The organism is Pelomonas candidula (genome assembly GCF_043555985.1).
In the GTDB taxonomy this organism is placed as follows: domain Bacteria; phylum Pseudomonadota; class Gammaproteobacteria; order Burkholderiales; family Burkholderiaceae_C; genus Pelomonas; species Pelomonas candidula.
The window spans coordinates 138639-157100 of record NZ_JBIGIC010000008.1 but is presented as its reverse complement, the minus strand read 5'-3'; the positions used below and the strand labels follow the sequence as shown (position 1 = coordinate 157100).

The 18462-nt window shown below is 65.4% G+C and carries 14 protein-coding genes; 4 read left to right on the top strand and 10 right to left on the bottom strand.

Translation table 11 applies throughout. The annotated features are described in order from the left end of the window. Positions 1-399: 399 nt before the first annotated feature. The 10 genes from pepA to ACG04R_RS16935 form a co-directional block, all read right to left on the bottom strand. Positions 400-1230 carry a flocculation-associated PEP-CTERM protein PepA gene (gene pepA, locus ACG04R_RS16980; protein WP_394413191.1) on the bottom strand — a complete coding sequence of 277 codons (831 nt, stop codon included), beginning with the start codon at positions 1228-1230 and terminating at the stop codon, positions 400-402. Positions 1231-1399: 169 nt separating this feature from the next. Further along, positions 1400-4189, bottom strand: coding sequence for an XrtA/PEP-CTERM system TPR-repeat protein PrsT (prsT, locus tag ACG04R_RS16975; protein ID WP_394413188.1), 2790 nt, complete (start codon positions 4187-4189; stop codon positions 1400-1402). A gap of 66 nt (positions 4190-4255) precedes the next feature. Continuing rightward, a complete protein-coding gene (locus tag ACG04R_RS16970; RefSeq protein WP_394413185.1) occupies positions 4256-5047 on the bottom strand; it encodes a PEP-CTERM/exosortase system-associated acyltransferase in 792 nt (263 codons plus the stop codon). 78 nt (positions 5048-5125) lie between these two features. After that, positions 5126-5902 (bottom strand): S1C family serine protease, encoded by a 777-nt coding sequence (locus ACG04R_RS16965; protein ID WP_394413182.1) that lies wholly within the window; start codon positions 5900-5902, stop codon positions 5126-5128. A gap of 14 nt (positions 5903-5916) precedes the next feature. After that, the gene (gene prsR / locus ACG04R_RS16960) at positions 5917-7278 is read right to left on the bottom strand and encodes a PEP-CTERM-box response regulator transcription factor (protein WP_394413179.1); all 1362 of its coding nucleotides are present in this window, start codon (positions 7276-7278) and stop codon (positions 5917-5919) included. Further along, the gene (prsK, locus tag ACG04R_RS16955; RefSeq protein ID WP_394413176.1) at positions 7275-9359 is read right to left on the bottom strand and encodes an XrtA/PEP-CTERM system histidine kinase PrsK; all 2085 of its coding nucleotides are present in this window, start codon (positions 9357-9359) and stop codon (positions 7275-7277) included. The genes prsR and prsK overlap by 4 nt, the downstream gene beginning before the upstream one ends. Positions 9360-9490: 131 nt before the next feature. Then, the gene (locus ACG04R_RS16950) at positions 9491-10873 is read right to left on the bottom strand and encodes a TIGR03013 family XrtA/PEP-CTERM system glycosyltransferase (protein WP_394413173.1); all 1383 of its coding nucleotides are present in this window, start codon (positions 10871-10873) and stop codon (positions 9491-9493) included. Between the two features lie 649 nt (positions 10874-11522). Continuing rightward, complete coding sequence (locus ACG04R_RS16945; protein ID WP_394413170.1) at positions 11523-12662, bottom strand: branched-chain amino acid ABC transporter substrate-binding protein; 1140 nt, start codon at positions 12660-12662, stop codon at positions 11523-11525. Positions 12663-12806: 144 nt separating this feature from the next. After that, positions 12807-13229, bottom strand: a complete 423-nt coding sequence (locus tag ACG04R_RS16940; protein ID WP_394413167.1) for a DNA polymerase III subunit chi — start codon at positions 13227-13229, stop codon at positions 12807-12809. Between the two features lie 85 nt (positions 13230-13314). Continuing rightward, complete coding sequence (locus ACG04R_RS16935; RefSeq protein WP_394413164.1) at positions 13315-14778, bottom strand: leucyl aminopeptidase; 1464 nt, start codon at positions 14776-14778, stop codon at positions 13315-13317. 30 nt (positions 14779-14808) lie between these two features. On the opposite strand from ACG04R_RS16935, the gene lptF reads away from it, so the two are divergent. Genes lptF through ACG04R_RS16915 form a run of 4 tightly spaced genes read left to right on the top strand, consistent with a single transcriptional unit; the run spans position 14809 to position 18416 of the window. Beyond that, positions 14809-15939, top strand: coding sequence for an LPS export ABC transporter permease LptF (lptF, locus tag ACG04R_RS16930; protein ID WP_394413160.1), 1131 nt, complete (start codon positions 14809-14811; stop codon positions 15937-15939). A gap of 40 nt (positions 15940-15979) precedes the next feature. Next, entirely contained in the window at positions 15980-17107 is a 1128-nt protein-coding gene (gene lptG / locus ACG04R_RS16925; RefSeq protein ID WP_394413157.1) for an LPS export ABC transporter permease LptG, read from the top strand. Then, the gene (locus ACG04R_RS16920; RefSeq protein WP_394413154.1) at positions 17107-17475 is read left to right on the top strand and encodes a sirohydrochlorin chelatase; all 369 of its coding nucleotides are present in this window, start codon (positions 17107-17109) and stop codon (positions 17473-17475) included. The genes lptG and ACG04R_RS16920 overlap by 1 nt, the downstream gene beginning before the upstream one ends. Further along, a complete protein-coding gene (locus ACG04R_RS16915; RefSeq protein ID WP_394413151.1) occupies positions 17472-18416 on the top strand; it encodes a CysB family HTH-type transcriptional regulator in 945 nt (314 codons plus the stop codon). Before ACG04R_RS16920 ends, ACG04R_RS16915 begins: the two co-directional genes overlap by 4 nt. Positions 18417-18462 lie beyond the last annotated feature (46 nt).

Here is an 18462-nt window from a genome sequence, read left to right as displayed (position 1 = left end):
TCGGGAACTCGGACGCGCAGGCCGCAAGAGGGATCGTTTCACAGGGGGATGACCAGTGGTGAATAGACGGAAAGATCGCCAAAGCACCAGATCCAGTACCCAAGCCGACCACGTGACCTCATTCTGGGGAGGCCGCCTGCTCCAAATCCCATGGGCAAGCACTGCGAGCCCCCTGTTTCGTGGGGGAGTGACGCCTGGCGAAGATCCCGGCGCGTTGCACTCCCACTCGATGGCCGCTCTACGGGCTTCATACCCCGAGCCCTGAGGACGATGAGAACCCATGTCGTCCAGCGATGGTTCACCAGACGCGCGTGCACCAGCCCCGCACGCAATGAGCCAAAAAAAACGCCCCGAATTGCTCGGGGCGTTTTTACCGATCGGCTTACGCCGAATCAGTTCTTACTTGCGGCGACGGGCAACGAAGCCAACACCACCCAGGGCCAGACCGACCAGGGCCAGCGAAGCGGGCTCAGGAACCTTCGAGGAGAAGGTCTGGTTGGCATCGGCCTGGAACACGATCTGGCCAGCACCAACGCTGTTACCGTCAACCGACGTCGGGGCAGTGAAGTTCGTCACGGCGGTACCCAGTTGCAGGGTGGAGGTGACGTTCGTGCTGACCAGGTTGGGGTTGATGTACGTGTTGTTGGTGTACGTCACTTGACCCGTCAGGTTGGCTTGACCGCCAGTCGTGTTCTGGAAGTCGGTGATGGCGCCAGAGTTGAACGAACCGGACAGGATCTTGGTGCCGTCATTGAAACCGGTCCAAGTTGCGCTCGTGGAGTTGGCGTTGGCCGTGGTGTCGTAGTAGATGTCGAACGAACCGCCGGTCACCTGGAACTTGCAAGAGGTGAACGTGGCATCGCAGCTGATGATTTGCTCTTGCAGCGTTGCGACGACCGTGTATTCGTACGAACCACCGAGGCCGAGCGACTGCAGGAGCGAATTGGCGATGCCATCGGCCGAGTTGTCAAACTGGTACAGCTGAGTGAGCGGATTGCCGTTCGTCGCGGTGACCGCAGTGGCCCAGCCCACGTAGTTCAGCGTGAAGGTGTTGCTGTGCAGGACATCGAAATTCGACGTCCACGCAGCCGAACCGGAAGCCCAGTCGAAACCGCCGAACGGCGTCTTCGTGCCGTCGAGGTTGGTGATGCTCGGGTCGGCGAAGGCCGCACCGCTGAAAACGGTGGCGCCAGCCATCGAGAGCACTGCGGCAATCTTCTTGAAGTTCATTTCAACTCTCCTGACGTTACGAAACATGCGACCTTCGCACGATCTTGGCAGTCAATAAGCAGCCTCCGTGCCAACGTTCATAAACAACTGTCGCACAACAACTTTTTCGACTCACCAGCGCTTCCAGAGGTTTTTCAGGCCGAAAGTGTCAAGTTTCCCGACAACGAACTCAAAGTGCTTCCAGCAGCTTCTTGACCTCAGCCTGCTGCGCAAAACGATCGCCAAGCTGCGCCAGACGTTGAAGTTGCTCACGGGCCTGCGCCTTCTGACCTGCACCAGCGTAAAACTGAGCCAAGTGAAAGCGATGCATGACGTGATCGGGGGACAACTCGACGGCCTTCTTCTGGATCTCGACAGCCTCGCTGAACCGGCCCGCGGTGGCCATGACCTGCGCCAAGGTGTCCATGTAATCGGTGTTCTGCGGGGCCAGTTTGATCGCCCGCTCCGCGTATTCCATGGCCTTCGGGTCCTTGTTGCGATTCAGCAGCCAAGCGACATTGTTCGCCGCATTGGCGTTATCGGGCTGCAGCTTCAGCACCGACAGGTAGCGCTCGCGCGCAAGATCGTTGTCCTGTGAGAGCAGTGCCGCATCCGCGGAATAGACCAGGAACTTCAAGTCCTTGGGATGGGCGATGAGCCAGTCGGACTCGAAGTGCTTCGCTTCGGGCTGCTTGCCTGCCCCCATCAGGACTCGGTGCAGTTTGATCGCCACATCCACCTGAGGCAGCAATTTCAATGCCGCACGATAGTTCAGCACCGCTCCAGGCCAGTCCTTGCTGACCGCCGCAATGTCCCCCGAGATGGACAGCACCAGCGGATCGTTCGGATAGACGGTTTTCATCGCCTCAGCCAATCGACGCGCTTCCGCGACGTTGCCGACCGCAAGCTCGTTGGCGATCAGTGCTCGCTGCGCCGGCTGATAGCCAGGCTTCAGCTTCAGCGCACGCTCCATGGCCTGCTTGGAGGCCGCCTTGTCCCCGCGCGCAGCATAGACCTGGGCCAGCAGCATCAACGGCTCAGGCGAATTGGGCTGAAGCGTCATCAGCTTGTTGTAGGTGCCGATGGCCTGGTTGTAATCGCCCGACATCGCCTGGGTGCCGGCCAGATGCCGGAGCACGCTGGGATTGCCCGGCAAGGCAGCAGCAGCTTCAGTGGCCGCCGCCAAGGCTGCTTTGACCTGCTGGCGGCGCAACTGCAGTTCGATCAGCGCCAGGCGCGGCCGCGCCTCGCCCGGCATCTGCTTGATCAGCGCCTCCAGCGCAGCGACAAGTTCCTCTTTGCTCGCACCGCTCTCGTCACGCAGCCCGATCAATGCCATGTTGGCTGAGACGCTTTTCGGATCAACGGCCAGCACCTTCTTAAACCGGTCCATGGCGGCTTCAGGCTTCTTGGCGGCCATGTCCATCGCAGCCAGGCTGGCGGCAGCCGGGTAGTAGGCGGGATCAAGCTTCAGCGCTGTCTCGAAGGCCTGAACGGCCTTGTCCTGGTTGCCACGAATCAGCTCGATGCGCCCACGCAGATTGCTCGGCCCGGCACTCTTGGGCGCCTTGCGTTCCAGCGTATCGATAGCCTTCAGCGCCTGGTCCCATTCCTTGCGCTGCATGAAGGTTGTCACCAGCGCCAGATCGGGCACCGAACTGGCATCGGCAGCGGACAACGCCTTCAAGGCCGCAATGCCCTGCTCCACCTTACCCTTGCCGATGTCCACCAACGCCAGCGCCGCATGGCTAGGCACATCGTTGGGATTGATTCTGGCAATCTTGACGAATGCGGCTTCAGCTCGTTTCGGATCACCCGCTTGCAGATAAGCCTCGGCAGCAAGGCTGAACGCACTGGCATTGGTGCTGGCGTCACCCAACAGGGGCTGCAACGTACTCAGCGCTTTGGTCGGATCTCCGGCGCGCAGATTGGCCTGCGCAAGCAGGAGACGCGCAGACTCGAAATTCGGGTCCTTGAGGAGGGTCTTGCTCAGGTAATCCTCGGCCTCGAGCAGGGACCCGCGACGGAATGCGACAACCCCGGCCAGATGCAACACGCGCACATCGTCTGAAGCCACCTTCAGCAAAGCCTGGATGTTGTCGCGCGCCGTGTCGAGGTCATTGCGTTCCAGCGCCAACAGCACCGTCAACAACTTCACCTGATTCGCTGCGCTGCGCACACTGCGCAACGCGTCGAGCTCGGCCTTGGCGCCGTCGAGATCCTTCTTGCCCAGCAACACGTAGAAGGCACCGACATGAGCAGGCACATGGAATTTGCTCAGCGCGATCGCCTTGCGGTAGGCCTCCATCGCAGGGTCAGGCTTGCCCAGCAGCGCCAGAAGATCACCCTTGCTCTGCCAGGCATCAGCGCTCTGAGGCGCCTTGCCCAGCACGGCCTCGACGGCAGTCAATCCCTCGGCCGGACCGGAGGCGGCTGACACCAGACGCACGCGGATCAACTGGGCGCGCACGTTGTCGGCATCGGCCGCGACGGCCGCATTACCCAGCTCCAAGGCCTTCGCCGCATTGCCGGTCGCGCTGTACGCGACGGCCAGCGAAGCCCACAGGTCGGCCTGCGCACCCTTGGTGGCTGGCTTGGCATCGGCAAATTCGGCAATCACCTTGGCAAACTCGGCCTGCCCCAGCATCGCCTGCGCGATCAGCGGTTCGAGCTGATCATGCTTGACGCCCATCTCCCTGGCCTTGCCGAGTTCGATCAGCGCACCGCGGGCATCACCGGTCTGCAGCAGAGCCTGCCCAAGCAGCACGCGAACCTCGCCCAAGGCCGGATCGCTCTGCAACGCATTCTTGAGCTGGATCACCGCCGCCGCGCTGTCGTTCTTGGCCAGGTCCGCCTTTGCGTCCGTCACGTACTGCTCGGCCGACTTGTCGAAGCATCCAGCCAGCAGGACGCCTGAGAGGGCCAGCCCAGCTGCGCAACGGCGTTTCGCGCCAACTCCAGATGACGAAGTTTTTTTCATGAGTGAGCAATCAAGAGAATTGGCAGCACGCATCGTTGCTGCGGGTGGAGCTGCCTGAACAGGCAGTCAGCGCAAGGGGAGCCTGAGCCTTTCCAGCGCGTCCGGGTGAGCATCAAAAGAGCGGTTCACCGCCCGGTCGATCACCGCGTACAGCGGTCGGATCAAAGGCCGCAGATTGCCCACGACCTTGCTGGAACTGAGTACGGAAGGCACCCGGGTACCGCGGTGCTCGATGGCATCGCCAACCGGCCGGATGTCGAAGCCCAGGCGCACGAAGTGACTTGCCAGACGGGGCTCCGTCAAGACGAACACGTTCTCGACGTTGAGCCACCGGGCGACAGCTGCCGCTCCGAGGTACAGGCTCATCGGAATGAACGGGAAGCGGGGCTGACCACCTCTGGACTCGAAATCCTGCTCACCCACAGACACCGGCTCCCGCTGTTCGCCTTGACGTTGGCGGAAGCCACTCATCACTGCCAGCCGGGACACCTCCCCCACGTCATGTCGCGGCAACAGAGCCGGGTCCACCTGGTCGCGGTGGATCACATCGCGGCAACTGACTTCGAAGGGGAGCGGGAAGGCCGGCGCCTCCGGTCTCGCAAGCACGAGGCGCGAGCAGCCCACCAACTCACTGGTGCCGCGCTTGCGCAGGAGGCAATGGACCGAATGCCGGTCGTACTCGTCCTTCTCCATGCCATCCGTGCGGACGGGCTCCCAACCGAGTTCCCGGCAATAAACGTCATGCCGGATGCGGTACACCATCTCGAGGCTGGCAGCATCGAGGGCGAGCGAAAACTCGAACAGGTCTTCGAACCTGCTGCCAAGGTTGCCGCCGCCGCTTGTAGTCGATGTGTCCACGAATTACCTCGAAGTGGGTTGATCGTAAAACAAGGATTGCGATCGCGGCTGGCCAATGTCTGGCATTTATGGGGAAGGTTATTGACCGGGCGGGCTTGCAGCATTCACCAGAAAGCTGCGCAGCGTGCTCACGGGAATGGCGTAACTGATGCCGCTGGGCGCGCTCAGGGCCGACTCGTGCAGCGCCTTCAGCGACACCATGCTGACGACACCGATGACCTCGCCGCTGGCGATGTCGATGGCCGGTCCGCCGCTGTTGCCGGGGTAGGCTGTGGCGTCGAGCTGCAGCACCTCGAAGCTGCCCTGGCGCAACTGCCGCACGGCCTTCTCGCTCAGCCCCTGGGGGCCGGAGGCGGGCGGCACGATGGCCGTGCGGGCGGACACGATGCCACGATGCGTCACGTGCGCAAAGCCCAGGGCGCCACCGAGCGGGAAGCCGATCAGCGCGATCGCGTCGCCCTCCGCGGCGTCGCGCGCCGCCAGCGGCAGCGTGGGCAGCGGCTTGCCGTCGTCGATGCTCAGGAGCGCCAGGTCGCGCGATGCATCCACCTTAACGACGCGCGCGCTGCGCAGCAGCCAACCGCCATCGGGCGTCCACGACTGGATGGCCAGACTACGGTCGACGCGCGCCGGATCTACCTTGTCAGGCAGCACGTGCGCGTTGGTGACAACCTGCAGGCCGTCAGCGATCACGAAGCCGGTGCCGCGAAACCCGAAGCGCGGCGCGTCCATCAGCCCGTAGCTGCCAACGAGAACCACCGCCGGCTTGGCCCGCGCGACCAGTTCCGGCAGGGTCGCGTCGGCGCGAACCGGCTGGGCAAGCAGGCCACATGCCGCAACGGCGCCCAGCAGCATGGCCCACCTGCGGCTCATTTGATCTGCAACCGGTTCATCAGGTCGTAGAGGGTCGGACGGCTGATGCCCAGCAGTTCCGCCGCCCGGACGATATTGCCATCGGTGCGGGCCAGCGCGGTGATGACGGCCTGGCGCTCGGCCGCCTCGCGCACCGTGCGAAGGTCCAGCGTGGCCTCGCTGTCGGTAGGCGCCGGTGCCGCGCGCAGGCCCAGATCCAGCGCCGTGATGCGGTCCTCCTCGGACATGATGACGGCACGCTTGAGCATGTTCTGCAGCTCGCGCACGTTGCCCGGCCAGCGGTGGGTCTCCAGGGCGCGCACGGCATCATCGGCCAGCGTCGGCACGGGGCGACGCATCTCGGTAGCAAAGCGGCGCGCGAAGGCATGCGACAGCAGCACCGGATCGCCCAGGCGGTCACGCAGTGGCGGAATCTCGACGACGATCTCGGCCAGGCGGTAGTAGAGGTCTTCGCGGAAGCGGCCGTCGGCGATGCGGGCCTTCAGGTCCTGGTGGGTCGCGCCGACAACGCGAACGTCGATCGGGATCTCCTGGCGACCGCCGACACGCTCGATGACCCGCTCCTGCAGGAAGCGCAGCAGCTTGGCCTGCAACGGCATCGGCAGGTCACCGATCTCGTCCAGCATCAGCGTGCCGCCATTGGCCGTCTCGATCTTGCCCAGCGTCGACTTGGTCGCGCCGGTGAAAGCGCCCTTCTCGTAGCCGAAAAGCTCGCTCTCCAGCAGCGTCTCGGGGATCGCCGCGCAGTTGATGGCGACGAAGCGCCCCTTGCGCTTGGAGGCATCGTGCAGCCCCTGGGCCAGCACTTCCTTGCCGGTGCCGCTCTCACCCAACAGCAGCACGGTCGCGTCACTGGGCGCGACTTTCTCGATCATGCGGCACACACGCTGCATGCCCGGGTCACGCGTGACGAGGCCGGAGAAGACGTCGCTGCTCTGCTGCATCTGCAGGCGGCGGTTTTCCTGCTGCAGTTCGTAGAGGCGGTAGGCACGCTCGACGGTCAGCGCCAGCACGTCGGGGTCGACCGGCTTGGCGAGGAAGTCGTACGCGCCCATGCGGATGGCACGCAGCGCGTTCTCCTGATCGTTCTGTCCGGTCAGCACGATGACCTTCACGCCGGGGTCAAGCTCCAGCAGCTTCTCCAGGCATTTGAAGCCCTCCGAGACCGAGTCGCGGTCCGGTGGCAGGCCGAGGTCCATCGTGACGACGGCGGGGCTGTTGCGGCGGAACTGCAGCACGGCGCTGGCGACGTCGTCGGCGGTGACGGACTCGAAGCGGTCCAGCGACCACTTGAGCTGCTTCTGAAGCGCGAGATCGTCCTCGACGATCAGCAGCGGCGCGTGGCGGGGCGTGCTCATCGGGCGTCGAGCACGGCCAGCGGTGCGTCGGCCTGCGCGTGGAACAAGGGCAGCAGCAGGGTCACGGTGGTCCCCCGGTTCAATTCGCTCTGCACGCTGATCTTGCCTCCCAGTTCCTGAACGTATTGATAGCTCTCGTGCGCACCAATGCCCATCCCTGCGGCCTTGGTGGTCTGGAACGGCTTGAAGAGACGATTCTGGATGAAATCCTCGCTCATCCCGCAGCCACTGTCTTCCACACGAACGCGGGCCTGGCTGCCCTCGGCGTCCAGTATCAGCCGCACATGGCCGCTGGCGGGCGTCGCATCGAAGGCGTTCTGCACGACGTGACCCAGCACGCGCTCGACGCGCTCCGCGTGCCCGCGCGTGCTGACACCCGCCTGCAACGCCAGCTCCAGCGCCCTGCCCTTGCTGGCCGACGCCGCCGCGAGGCGCTTCGCAATCTGCTCCAGGTCCACGCCGCTGGTCACGCCGTGCGGCTTGTCACCCTGGCGCAGTTGCAGCATCAGCTGGCGCATCTTCTCGAGCGAGTTCTCGACGGTGTCCAGCATGTCCTGCTGGAACTCGGGGTTATCGCGCAACCGCTTGGCGTTCTTCATCATCAGCGACAGCTGCGTGACGATGTTCTTCAGGTCGTGCACGACGAAGGCCGACATGCGGTTGAAGGCGTCGAACTTGCGCGCTTCCAGCAGCGCTTCAGTCGCCTGTGCCTGGGCCAGGTAGCCGGACGCCTGGCTGGCCGCGGTGCGCAGCAGGTCGCGCACTTCCCAGTTCAGCTCGACGACAGCGCGAGGCTTGCCCAGCACCGCGAAGCCGATCAGGGACTCGCGCACGAGCAAAGGCACGACCAACCAGCAACGCACCTCATCCACCAGCCAGGCCGGCAGGTCGAGACCGGGATAGGCCTCGCGACGCACCCGCCACTCGTCCACGTCGATGATCCAGGCGCGCTCCTGCCAGAACGAGGCCAGGGAGCCGTCGCGCGGCTCGCTGCCGGGCTGGGCGGGCAGGTTCCAGCGCGCCGCCTGCGCAAAGTCGCCATCCGCCGAACGCTGCATCCACAGCATGCCGCTAGGGCTTTCAACCAGGTTGCACAGCGCTCGCACGGCGGTCTCGGCCGTGTGCTCGGGCTCGACGCTGCCCGCCAGCAGCCGCGTGAAGCGCAGCCACTCCTCGCGATAGTCGTAGCGATAGCTGTAGAAGTTCTTGCTGATGTAGACCCGCAGGCGGGCACGCATCGAACCCGACGCGACGAGCAGCGTCAAGGCCACCAAGGCCACGAACACCAGGGCCACCGACAGCGCGCGGCCCCACTGCCCGCCGGTGTAGCGCACGTAGTAGCCGACGCCGGCGACGATCAGCAGGTAGGCGCCGACCAGCAACAACGCCGCCGAATGGAAGATCGCTGCGCGCGACACGTGCAACTTGCCGCGCCAGTCGCCCTGGCGGCGCGACGCAACGAACAGCAGCGGCACGGCGGCCGCGTGCACCAACGAACGCACGCTGACCGCATCACCATCGAAGCTCTGGAACAGCGCAGCCTGGGAACCGATGAAGAGGTCGAAGATGAAGATGCCGCCCAGCCCGAGGCAGAAGGGCTTGGCATTCCAGCGCGCATCGACCGCGGTGTTGCGCAGCATCTGCTCGACAAGCACCAGGCCCAGTACCGCCAGCCCCAGCGCCCCGAAGGCCCGGGGTCGGACCAAGGCATCCGGCGGCAGGGCCTCGGCAGCGATGATCAACGCCAGTTGCCCCAGCACCGCCAACGCGACCAGCGGCCGCATCCAGCCCAACCCGCCACCCCGGCGCGGCGGCGGCAGCAGCATCAGCAGTAAGGCGAACCAGCAACCGAAGCGCAGCAGGTCAAGGCCAGGCACGATCCACGTGGGCAGGTGATCGGACCAATGCCTGAGCCCGTCCACCAGAGCCAGCCCAGCCCAGGCGGAACTGGCCGTCAGAGCGGCGAGGAATACAAGGGCCAACGCCGACACGGGCAGGCTGCGGCGCAGCAGCCGCTGTGCGAAATAGAGCGCGAACAACCCGTAGGTCGCGCAGCAGATCAGGTCGCCAAGACTGCTCAAGGATGCAAGGGGAGCGAGCGCCTCAAGCAGGGCGCCCGGGGCAGAGTCGAAATCGGCGCTGGGCATGCGGGATTCAAGCATGCCAGCGGGCTCGAGGCATCGGCGCTTGTGCCGAGGCCAGCGCTACGGCCTCAGCGCGCGCCCTTGCCCGTCAGCACGACGGCCACCGTCTCCAGCATGATCAACAGATCAAGGAAGAGCGAGTGGTTCTTGACGTAGTAGAGGTCGTACTGCAGCTTCTCGACCGAGTCCTCGATCGTCGAGCCGTATTCGTAGCGCACCTGGGCCCAGCCCGTCACGCCCGGCTTCACGCTGTGGCGCACGGCGTAATAGGGAATCTTGCTGATCAGCTCATCGACGAAGAACTGGCGCTCAGGGCGCGGACCGACCATGCTCATCTCGCCCCACAGCACGTTGAAGAGCTGCGGCAGTTCGTCAATGCGCACCTTGCGGATGAAGCGGCCCACGCGGGTCACACGGTCGTCGTTCTTGGTCGCCCAGCGCGGCTTGCCATCCTTCTCGGCGTCGGTGCGCATGCTGCGGAACTTGATGACCTTGAACGGCACGCCGTTCAGACCCACGCGCTCCTGGCGATAAAGCACCGGGCCACGCGACTCGATGCTGATGACCAAGGCCGTCACCAGCATGATCGGCCACGCGACGGCCAGGATCAGCGCTGCGAAGATGATGTCGCAGACGCGCTTGATCGCGGCCCGCACCATGCCCTGGCTGAAGCCGTCGCCGAACACCAGCCAGCCTGCATTGACGTGCTTGATGTTGATCTGGGCCAGCGTCTTCTCGAAATGCGTCGCGATGTCGACGACGCGCACGCCGGACAGCTTGCAGTCCAGCAACTGGCGCAGCGGCATGCTGCCGCCGCGGCGCTCGCTCAGGGCCACGACGATCTCGTCGACGTTGTGGCGCAGTGCGGCCTCGGTCAGGTTGGCACCATCGTTGATGATCTCGGCCTGCGGCACCTCGTGCTGCTCTTCGTTCGGACCGGCGTAGTAGCCGACGATCTGCGCATGCGGGTCGGACGCCTTCAAGGTGTTGCCGACAGCGCGGGCCGCCGGCCCCGTGCCGAAGATCAGGATGCGGCTGCGCATGCGCGCCTGGGCGCTGGAGTGCGCGGCGTAGACACGGTGCACCATGACAGCAGCGACGGCGCCCATGGCCACCAGCGTCAACAGATCGCGATGGCTGGTGTCCGACGGCACCAGGCTGAAGATGGCGTAGGCCAGCGGCAGGCCGAACAGCAGGCCGAACAGCGCACGCGCGCAGGATTCGGTCACCGAGCGGTTGTGCACATGTTGGTAGAAGCCTGTAGCCGAATTGATCACGAACATGCAGCCCGCAAGTGACAGGCCATGAGAGGCGGCGAACGGCAGCACGGTCTGGGCTGCTTCACCCTGGCTCAGCACGACGGCAATAACGGCGAAAACAATCAGACCGAGATCAAAAAAGACCTGGAGCAAGGTCTGCTTGTGCAGGTAGTGGTTGAATATTCGAATCATTTACGTCCCCGATCACCGCTGCTGGGCGCCTTTCACATCTGCCATTCGACAACGAAATTCCGAATTCCTATCCGACATTCCATTCATCCTGGCGCAGAGGCTGCCTCAGACATTGCCCACCGCTTCGACAGACCGCTGGGCCGACCCTGGAAGTCCCGGACTTGACGCCGCAATGAACACGGCGACCCAGCATTGATCGCGCCGGCATCATGCCCTTGCCCCCATGGCTTGAAAGCCCCCCGTTTGGAGGGGGCCTGCCCCTTGAATCCGTCTCGCTGCGACACCGCGCCGAAAGCAGGCGCACAGGTCATTTTCACGACCGGCGGCAGTAGACACGAAAGCGGGCGACAGCACCGTGACACCGTCCGGCAAAGCGTGCGAATCGCACAGCCATACATTTGAATTCCGGCGAAACCACGCTTTCAATGCCGCGCCAACCCGGCCGCGCGGAGCGTGAATACTGCACGCCAATATGAGCAATCCGATGCGGCGGATGTTTCTTTGTTTTCCGCGTGTCGCACGCCGCATTCGTTTGTCGTCTGACGGGTGCGTAATATAAAAAATGCCACCCCAAAGGCGGCGAACCCGCCACATGGCGGGTTCGCATCAGGAAAGCACCCACCTGGCGGCGGGCACCGGCAGGCCAGGATCAGCGCACGACGGCGATCTGCTCGCGGTTGCCGCCCTTGTAGGTGTAGAGCGTCAGCGCACCGTTCTTGATGTCGCCCTTCGAGTCGAAGGAGATGAGACCCGTCACGCCCTTGTAGTTGGTCTTGGACAGTTCAGGCAGGTACTTGGCCGGATCGGACGACTTGGCGCGGACCATCGCGTCGACCAGCACGTTCACCGCGTCATAGACGTAGGGGGCGTAGATCTGCACATCGGTGTTGAACTTGGCCTTGAACTTGGCGCGGAAGTCGTCCATCGACTTCTTGGCCTCGCCCTCGACGCCACCAGCTTCGGCGCAGACCACCTGCTCGTCCGCCATCGTGCCGGCGGCCAGTTCGGGGAGCTTGCCGGTGCAGATGCCGTCGCCGCCCATGAACTTGGCGTTGATGCCCAGTTGCTTCATCTGGCGCAGCATCGGGCCGGCCACGGCATCCATGCCGCCGAAGAACACCACATCGGGCTTCTTGGCCTTCAGCGTGGTCAGGATGGTCGCGAAGTCTACGGCCTTGTCGTTCGTGAACTCGTGGCCGACGACGATGGCACCCTTGCTCTTGGCACCCTTCTCGAATTCCTTGGCCACGCCCTGGCCGTAGGCGGTGCGGTCGTCGATGACGGCGACCTTCTTGGCCTTCAGCGTTGTCGCGGCGTAGCGACCCAGCGTGCCGCCGAGCTGGCCATCATTGGCCACCACGCGGAACGTGGTCTTCAGGCCACGGTTGGTGAACTCCACGGCCGTCGCGGACGGGCTGATCTGCGGAATGCCGGCGTCGCTGTAGATCTTGGAGGCCGGGATCGACGTGCCGGAGTTCAGATGGCCCACGACGCCATTGACTTTGGAGTCCACCAGCTTGGAGGCAGCTGCCGTGCCTTGCTTGGGGTCGGCCGCGTCGTCTTCGGCCAGCAGCTCGAACTTGGCCTTCTTGCCGCCGATCATGACGCCCTTGGCGTTCAACTCCTCGATCGCCAGGCGAGCGCCCAGCTCATTGTCCTTGCCCAGGTGGGCGATGGAACCGCTGGTGGGACCGACGTGGCCGATCTTCACGATCAGTTCCTGGGACATTGCGGCACCGCTGAGCAGCGCGGCCACTGCACCCACCAACACATTCAATTTGACTTGCATGGATCGACTCCAGTTTGGAAGAGGAAGAGAGAAAGAGACTCGCAACAGCTGTTGAGTTTTCAACGAATTGAACATATCCCAAATCCGAAAGACCACTCATCCGGGAAAGCATGCCCCCCAATGGCGGTAGCGCGGATACGACGCTCAGCCAGCGGCGGAAAAGTGATCGAGCCTGGCCCCCGACTGCTGGTAGGCGCGATAGCGCACGCGCCCAGCCTGAACGACCGACGGCTCACGTCCGACGACCTCCAGCACGCGCTCGAACTGGAAGGCGTCGCCAGGCAGGCTTTCGGCCAGGTTCAGCAATAGCCCCCGGTGCGGCAGACGTGCCGCATCGTCGACGAGCAGGACCTCGCCGGGCATCGGCGCCGTCGCGCCGTCCCACCGTCGATGCGGGATGAACTCGGCCGCGTCGAAGCTCCATAGCAGCTCGTCCAGCCGCGCCGCCTGGGCCGGCGACACGCGCACGCCCACCGGCTTGCCCGAGGCCAGCGCGCGCCGGACCAGCCGGCAGGCGTAATGCAGCGGGTCGGCCGCGTCGCTGTAGAAGCTGACCTGCTGTGTCATGCGCTCCCCTCGGCCGGCGAGTACCCCGGCCGATGCCCCAAGGGGATGGCGGGCCGGCCAGGGGCGGCCCGTCGCTCGACCCGCATTACTTCGCCTGGCCCAGCACGAAGTGGGTCAGCAGGCCCACGGGCCGGCCGGTCGCGCCCTTGGCGGCGCCACCCTTCCAGGCCGTGCCGGCGATGTCCAGGTGGCCCCAGCGGTACTTGCCTGCGAAGCGCTGCAGGAACTTGGCGGCCGTGATCGAGCCCCCGGCACGGCCCGCGATGTTGGGCACGTCGGCGAAGTTGCTCTTCAGGCCTTCGGCGTACTCGTCGTCCAGCGGCATGCGCCAGCACGGGTCCAGCACGGCGTCACCGGCCGAGGTCAGCGCGGCAGCGAGTTCATCGTCGCTGGCGTACATGCCGCTGCGCACGCCGCCCAGCGCGATGACGCAGGCACCGGTCAGCGTGGCCACGTCGACAACGACGGCCGGCTTGAACCGCTCGGCGTAGGTCAGCGCATCGCAGAGGATGAGGCGGCCTTCGGCGTCGGTGTTGAGGATCTCGATGGTCTGGCCGGACATCGACGTGACGACGTCACCCGGCTTGACGGCCTTGCCGCTGGGCATGTTCTCGCAGGCTGCGACGATGACGACGAGGTTCAGCTTCGGGCGAAGCTCGGCCACCGCGCGCAGCGTGCCGATGACGCTGGCCGCGCCGCCCATGTCGAACTTCATCTCGTCCATCTCGGCGCCCGGCTTCAGCGAGATGCCGCCGGTGTCGAACGTGATGCCCTTGCCGACCAGCACCACCGGCGCCACCGTCTTGGCCGCGCCTTCATAGCGGGCGACGATGAAGCGCAGCGGCTCCTCCGAGCCCTGGGCCACGGACAGGAAGCTGCCCATGCCCAGCTTCTCGACGGCCTTCTTGTCCAGCACCTCGACCTTGAGGCCGTGGGTCTTGCCCAGGCCCTGCACGACCTCGCCGAGGTAGGTCGGCGTCGCGTAGTTGGCGGGGCGGTTGGCGCATTCGCGGGCCAACTCGATGCCGGCGGCAATCGCCTCGCCGCGCGCGAGACCGGCTTTGGCGGCCTTCGCGTCGGCCTTGCCCACCAGCAGCGCCAGCTTGGCCAGCTTGGAAGCGGCCGGAGCGCTGGGCTTGGTATGACGGTAGACGTAGACGGCATCAGTGCCGGCGATGGCCGTCTGTTCTGCCAGCGATTCGGTCAGCGCGGCGTCGAAGCCGGCGAACGCGACAGCCGCGTTGGCCACGCCGCGCGACTTGATCTGCGCCAGGCCTGCGGACAACGCCGCGCGCGCCGCGGCCAGCGTCGTCTTGCCGCTGGCAACGAGCACGAGGCGCGCCGCCTTGATGCCTTCAGCATGCGTCAGCGTGACCGCCTGGCCGGCCTTGAGCGCGAAGTCACCGAGCTTGATGGCCGCCTGCGCCTGTTTGGCAACGGCAGCGTCAAGACCTTGCGGCAGCGAGTCGCCGCCGAGCACCACGACAAGAGCGTCCGCACCCGCGGTGGCGAGGGCATCCAGCTCTGTGGTTTGAACCTTGAAGTCCATAATGACCATAAGTAGAAAAAAGTGCGTTTGATGTTATTCGATTCATCCACGCGGTCAGAACTGGCGAAGAGCTTCGGGGCCACGCTGGTGGTCATCCTGACCATCGTGCTGACGCTGACACTGATCAAGATGCTGGGCCAGGCCGCCGGCGGCGCGATCGCGCCACAGGACGTCGTGCTGCTGATGGGCTACACGACGATCTCCTATCTCGCGATCATGCTCACGCTGTCGCTGTTCCTGTCCGTCGTCATGACGCTCGGGCGCTTTTACCGCGAGTCCGAGATGACGATCTGGTTCGCCAGCGGCATCCCGCTGTCGACCTTCGTGCGGCCCGTGCTGCGCATGGCCTGGCCCGTGCTGCTGGCCATCGTGGTGCTGGAACTGGTCGTCTGGCCCTGGGGCAACCAGAACAGCGCCGAACTGCGCGACCGCTACCAGAAGCGCGGCGACCTGTCGCGCGTCGCACCGGGCCAGTTCCAGACCTCGCGCGACGGCAGCCGCGTGTTCTTCATCGAGCGCGACGGCGACAACGCGGCCACCGGCCGCAACGTCTTCATCCTGTCCAACCAGCACGACCGCGAGTCGGTGACAACGGCCTCGCGCGGCCGGCTGGAGATGGAAGGCGACGACCGCTACCTGCTGCTGGACCACGGCCAGCGCAACGAGACCCGGCTGAAGACCGGCGAGAAAAGCGTGGCCCGGTTCGAGCAGTACAAGGTCATGACCGACACGCAGGTGCTGGCCAATGCCAGCCAGTTGCCCCCCAAGGCGATGGCGACACTGGACCTGCTGCGCACGCCGGCAGGCGGCACCCAGGCCGAGCAGACAGCCTGGCGCAAGAGCCAGGGTGAGCTGGCCTGGCGCTTCGGCATGATTCTGGGCGGCATCAACATGGCCCTGCTGGGCGTCGGCCTTGCCGCCTCCAACCCTCGCCGCGTCAACAACTGGAACCTGCTGTTCGCGCTGCTGACCTTCGTCATCTACTTCAACCTCATCAACGTGTCGCAATCCTGGGTCAACAACGGTCGCACCTCGCTGCCGCGGGCGCTGATCGTCGTGCACGGCAGCGCCCTCTTCCTGGCGCTGGCCATCATCTGGCTGCGCGACAACAGCAACCGCTTCTGCCTGCGCCGACGCACGACGAAGGAGGCTTCGGCATGAGGGGCGCAATCGCACCGAGCCCCGCGGCTGGGGCTCGCCCATGAGAACGGTCCGCCGCCTGCTCTACAAGGACATCGCCGGCTCGGTCCTGCTCGTGCTGCTGGGCTTTCTGTCGCTGATGTTCTTCAACGACTTCGTCGACGAGATCGACCGCATGTCGCGCGTCGGCGCCGGCGCCGGCAAGGCCGCCTTGCTGGCCACGATGGACATTCCCAGCAACTTCTACACGCTGTTCCCCATCGCCGTGCTGATCGGCGCCATCATCTCGCTGGCCCGCCTGGCGCAGAGCAGCGAGTTCACCATCCTGCGCACTGGTGGCCTCGGGCCGGCACGGGCGCTGGGGCTGCTGGCACGCCTGGCCACCGTGTTCGCGGTGCTGACCTTTGTCGTCGGCGACTATGTGGCGCCTGAGTTCGAACGCCGCAGCGACGACTTCCGCGTCAGCGTCAGCAGTGACACCAACGCGCCGGAGCGGGGCGCCTGGCTCAAGGACCACGCCAAGGTCGACGGCCAGGAGCGCAGTTACTCGGTCAAGGTCGGCCGCGTCGGCAGCGGCGGCGAGCTGGAGGACGTGCGCATCTACGAGTTCGACGCCGAGGGCCGGCTGCTGTCGCGCACCGAGGCAGGCAGGGGCGACGTGGACGGCCAGGGGCTGTGGCACCTGCAGAAGGTCAAGCGCACCGTCTGGAACCCGGGCACGCCGACGGCCAGCGGCTCCGTCGGCGAGGTCGTCGTCAGCGAACAGCAGCTGGACAAGCTGGACTGGCAGAGCTCGCTGCACGCCGGCGTCATCGCCGCGGCCGTGCTGCCGGCGATGTCGATGTCGACGCTGGAGCTGTACCGCTACACCGCCCACCTGTCGGCGCAGGAGCAGTCGGCGCAGGCCCACAACATCCAGTTCTGGCGCAAGGCGCTCTACCCCTTCGCCTGCTTCGTCATGGTGGCGCTGGCGCTGCCCTTCGCCTACCTGCACGGGCGCTCGGGTGGCATCAGCATCAAGGTCTTCGGCGGCATCATGCTGGGCATCAGCTTCGTCGTGCTGAGCAACGTGGCGGGCCACCTGGGCCTGCTGAAGAACTGGACGCCCTGGGTCGTGGCCGCAACACCCAGCCTGCTCTACCTGGGTCTGTCGATGGCCGCGTTCACATGGCTCGTGAGGTACCGCTGATGGACGGCCTGCTGCTCTTCGCCCACGGCGCTCGCGACCCTGCGTGGGCGCGGCCATTCGAGATCATCACCGAGCGCCTGCGCGCTGCGCGGCCAGGCACGCCGCTGGCGATGGCGTATCTCGAATTCATGTCGCCTGGCATGGACGAGGCCGCGCAGCAACTGGCCGCCGCAGGCTGCACGCGCGTGCACGTGATGCCGCTGTTCCTTGGCACCGGCGGCCACGTGCGGCGCGACGTGCCGCTGCTGCTGGACCGCCTGCGCGAGCAGCATGGCGACGCCATCGAGTGGCAGTTGCATGCGCCGCTGGGTGACCAGGACGCCGTGCTGCAAGCCATCGCCCTCGCCTGCCTGGCTCCTCTCGAATGAACCTGCATCAATTCCGCTTCGTCCAGGAAGCCGCCCGCCGCAACCTCAACCTCACCGAGACGGCCAAGGCGCTCTTCACGTCGCAGCCCGGCGTATCCAAGGCCATCCTGGAGCTGGAGGAGGAGCTGGGCGTCGACATCTTCTCGCGTCACGGCAAGCGGCTGCGCCGCATCACCGAGCCGGGCCAGCAGGTGCTGGCCTGCATCGAGATCATCCTGCGCGAGGTGGCCAACCTGAAGCGCATCGGCGAGGAGTATTCGCGCCAGGACAGCGGCACCTTCTCGATCGCGACCACCCACACGCAGGCCCGCTACGTACTGCCCGCGCCGGTGGCCCAGCTGCGCAAGAACCTGCCGCAGCTGCGCATCAGCCTGCATCAGGGCAGCCCCGATCAGGTCGCCCGCATGCTCATCGACGAGACCGCCGACCTCGGCCTCGCAACCGAGTCGCTGGCACAGTATCCCGAGCTCGTCACGCTGCCCTGCTACGAGTGGCAGCACGTGATGGTGGTGCCGCGCGAGCACCCGCTGGCCTCGGCCGAGCGCATCAGCCTGGAGCAGCTCGCAGCCGAGCCGCTGGTGTCCTACCACCCCAGCTTCACAGGCCGAACCCGCATCGACAAGGCCTTCGCCGCACGCCACCTCACGCCCAACATCGTGCTGGAGGCCATCGACTCGGACGTCATCAAGACCTATGTGCGCCTGGGCATGGGCGTGGGCATCGTCGCCGAGATGGCCATGCGCGAGGAGCCGCCCAACAGCGACCTTGTTGCCCGCCCGCTGGGCCCGCTGCTGGGCAGCAACGTGACACGCATCGCCTTCAAGCGCGGCGCCTATCTGCGCAACTATGTCTACAGCTTCTCCGAGCTGCTGTCGGACCGCCTCTCGCGCAAGCTGATCGAGAAGGCGATGACCGGCGAGGCCGACGACTTCGACCTGTAGCTCTTGAAAGCTGCGGGGCGAGCGCCGGCCCGCCTGGACGAGGGAC